Here is a 3,376-nt window from a genome sequence, read left to right as displayed (position 1 = left end):
CGCCAGGACCGTGGAAAAGTTCGGCGGCATCGATATCTGCGTCAACAATGCCAGCGCCATCCAGCTCACCGGCACGCTGGAAACCGACATGAAGCGCTACGACCTGATGCATCAGATCAACACGCGCGGCACCTTCCTGGTGTCCAAAATGTGCATTCCGCACCTGAAGTTGGCCAGCAATCCTCACATCCTGAATCTGGCACCGCCGCTCGACATGAAGGCCAAGTGGTTCAAGAATCATGTCGCCTACACGATGGCCAAGTTCGGCATGTCGATGTGCACGCTGGGCATGAGCGCCGAGTTCGCCAAGGACGGCATCGCCGTCAATTCACTGTGGCCGATTTCGACCATCGACACGGCAGCCGTGCGCAATCTGCTGGGCGGCGCGACGGTGGCGGCAATGAGCCGTTTGCCCGACATCATGGCCGATGCTGCGCATGCCATCTTCATGCGGCCGGCGCGCGAAGCGACCGGCAATTTCTACATCGACGAAGAGGTGCTGCGCGCCGAGGGCGTCAGCGATTTCTCGATCTATGCGCCTGATGCGACCGGGCCGCTGGCCGGCGACTTTTTTGTTCCCGACGAGGTGTTTGCCCGCACGGACAGCAAGATCAGGAATATTTACTAGAGCTCTTCGTTTTGACGCGACGGGCGTCGAGCCAAGCCCTTCGCCACCAGCAGAGTCATGGGAAAGCCCTGCTCGAACAAGGCGGTAGGGCATCGTTCCTGCGGGATTGATTCAACGTCCGGCAGGCGCAGGCTCACGCCTCGTCCTTCTTGCCTTTGCTCAGGCCCATCAGCCGGTCGATATAGGCGAGCATGAGCGCCGAGACGACGAAGGCGAGATGGATGATGGTCAGCCACATCAACTGGTCGGTCGTGTAGGACGATGAGTTCAAGAACACCTGCAAGAGGTGGATCGACGAGATGGCGACGATGGTCGAGGCAACCTTGACCTTCAGCGAACCGACATCGATGGTGCCCAGCCAGTGCACACCGCCGTCCTGGTCGTCGAAGCGGCTGACGAAATTCTCGTAGCCCGAGATGATGACCATCACCACCAGCGAGGCAACCAGCGCGGCATCGATCAAGCCGAGCATCTTCAGGATGGTGTCGGTGTCACCGAGCGTGAACGCCAGGCTAATGAACTCATAGAGCTTCTTGCCGAAGGACAGCGCATAGACGGCCAATGCCAGGGCCAGGCCTATATAGAAAACGACGAGCAGCCAGCGTGAAGCGAGAATGATCGATTCGATGGCGAGTTCGAGACGCTTCATGGGATGATTCCGGCTGGTTATCTCTCAGACAATGGCCGTATTCGACGAGGCCGCCACCGTTTGCAAGACAAAAAACCCCGCCGAACAAAGTCCGGCGGGGCTCAATGCGTCCCGCTGGAGTCGGGACGGGGCAGGGAACGCCCAGCACCGAATCTGGGGTGGCTGCGCTCGCGATTCAATGAGCCGTGTCTAACGCCCGTACAATTCTTGTTGAACCCCGCACATCCATTCACCCCCGGCTGTGCCGGGGGTGGATGCTTCTCTTGCCGATTCCACAAACCGGGTCATGATTTTGAAATCATGACCTAATTGTTGCTGGCGACCGGTGCCACCAGCGAGGTGATGCGGCGGATGGCGACGCGGCGGTTCTCGCGGTTGGGCGCCGCCGTGTTGACCTTCAGATACTCCTCGCCATAGCCCTGTGTCGTCAGGTTTTCCGGCGGGATGCCGAAGGCATTGGTCAGAGCCTCCGCCACCGCTTCCGCACGGCGATCGGAAAGAGCGAGGTTAGCCTCCGGTGTGCCGACCGCGTCGGTGTGACCTTCGATCAGGAAGGTCTCGGCCGGGTTCTTCTTCAACAGCTTCTCCATGGCCGTCGCTACGCCCTCGAGCTTCTGCACCTCGGTGTCGGAGATGGAGGCCGAACCGAATTCGAAGTTGAGCGTGTCGAGATCGACGCGACGTGCGATGTCGCGCACGCGGGCCGAACGCTTGACCTCGTCGATCGAATAGAGGCGCTGGACCTTCTCGACCGGGGGCTGTTCGAGGAACTCGTAGTAGTCATCGGGGCTCTCGACGTCCTCGGAATCGAGGATGTATTCCCGGCGCGGGATGGTCAGCCGCATCGGCGGCAGGTCGTCGCCGGGATCACGCCAGTCGCTGTCATCCTCATAGTGCCGCTCGTCGACATAGCTCAGCACATATTCGCGTCCATCCGGCGCAATGCGCGAACGCTGGATAACGTCGCCATAGCGGTTGCGGATGGTGACGATCCGGACACCGTTGTCGCGCTCGACGATTTCCCGGGTGCGATCGCCCGACAGATCCTCATAGTAGACTTCTTTGGCACCGCGGGTGACGCGCGGGGCATCATTGCTCTGGACAAATGTCTGGTTGTTGAACTGCAGGATGACGCGATCGCCGAGTTTCCTGACGACGTCGACGCCTTTCGGACGCCGACGATCGCGGGCGATCTCATCGGGCGCACGCTCTACGCGCGTGCCCTTCTCCTCGGTCACCGGGACGATCTTCTCGGGCTTGATCTCCTGCTGTGCGGCCCTGTCGTCGGTGGGCGGCGGACCCTGGTCGACGGGAGCAGCCACCGGCTTGCGGCCCTGATCGCCACCTTGCTGGGTATTTTGCCCGCCATTCTGCTGCTCGCCATCCTGCGGGACGATCTTGTCGCCCTGCTTGCGTCCGCCTCTGCGCTCGGCGTCCTTCTGGCTGTCCAGGATGGGAGCGGCGTTTGGATCGGCCGGTGCTTCGCCTTGCACCGGGTTTTCTCCCTGTGCCGGTGCTGCCGTCTGACCATTGGCCGGTTGTTCGCCGGTGGCGGGTTGTTCGGCCGTCGCCGGCTGCTCGCCAGCAGGTTTCCTGCCGTGCTTCTTCGTCGTGTCCTGGGGCTGCTCGCCTTGGGCCGCCGGCTGCTCGCCGGCAGGGGCCGTCGCCTCTCCAGCGGGAGCTTCCTTCGGCGCCGGGGCGACTTCAGGTTGGGCTTGCTGATCCTGCTTGTTCTTCTTGCGCGGCTGGGCCTGCTCGCCGGGCTGATTGTCGTTGGCCGGCGCGACCTGTTCGGCCGGCGTCTGCTCAGTCTGCTGCTGCTGGTCACGCTTCTTCCTGAGCGGCTGCTGTTCCCCTGCGGGTGCTGCCTGTTCGGCCGGCGCCTGCTCGGTCTGCTGCTGCTGGTCACGCTTCTTTCTGCGCGGCTGCTGTTCCTCTGCGGGTGCTGCCTGTTCGGCCGGCGCCTGCTCGGTCTGCTGCTGCTGGTCACGCTTCTTCCTGCGCGGCTGCTGTTCCTCTGCGGGTGCTGCCTGTTCGGCCGGCGCCTGCTCGGTCTGCTGCTGCTGGTCACGCTTCTTCCTGCGCGGCTGCTGTTCTTC

The 3,376-nt window shown here is 62.5% G+C and carries 4 protein-coding genes; 2 read left to right on the top strand and 2 right to left on the bottom strand.

Annotated elements, in window-relative coordinates; genetic code table 11:
• The coding region (locus tag EN925_RS28800) for an SDR family oxidoreductase (RefSeq protein ID WP_128337103.1) at positions 1–628 on the top strand (628 nt) is incomplete at its 5' end.
• A 133-nt stretch (positions 629–761) separates the two neighbouring features.
• On the opposite strand, the gene EN925_RS28795 is transcribed toward EN925_RS28800, so the two are convergent.
• On the bottom strand, positions 762–1,277 hold the full coding sequence (locus EN925_RS28795; RefSeq protein WP_013530171.1) for a TIGR00645 family protein: 516 nt from the start codon (positions 1,275–1,277) through the stop codon (positions 762–764).
• Between the two features lie 305 nt (positions 1,278–1,582).
• Positions 1,583–2,770 (bottom strand): OmpA family protein, encoded by a 1,188-nt coding sequence (locus EN925_RS28790; protein ID WP_127384982.1) that lies wholly within the window; start codon positions 2,768–2,770, stop codon positions 1,583–1,585.
• A 216-nt stretch (positions 2,771–2,986) separates the two neighbouring features.
• Between EN925_RS28790 and EN925_RS28785 the strand changes: the two genes are divergently transcribed.
• A partial coding sequence (locus EN925_RS28785; protein WP_206632982.1) for a hypothetical protein occupies positions 2,987–3,376 on the top strand: 390 nt, incomplete at its 3' end.

The sequence above is a fragment of the Mesorhizobium sp. M7A.F.Ca.US.006.04.2.1 genome (assembly GCF_004022915.1).
In the GTDB taxonomy this organism is placed as follows: domain Bacteria; phylum Pseudomonadota; class Alphaproteobacteria; order Rhizobiales; family Rhizobiaceae; genus Mesorhizobium; species Mesorhizobium ciceri.
The sequence above is the reverse complement of the archived record's forward strand: the minus strand, read 5'-3'. Positions and strand labels throughout refer to the sequence as shown.

Excerpts from the sequence above, each read along its gene's own strand:
- EN925_RS28795 (WP_013530171.1), bottom strand. The coding sequence starts at position 1,277 with ATGAAGCGTCTCGAACTCGCCATCGAATCGATCATTCTCGCTTCACGC.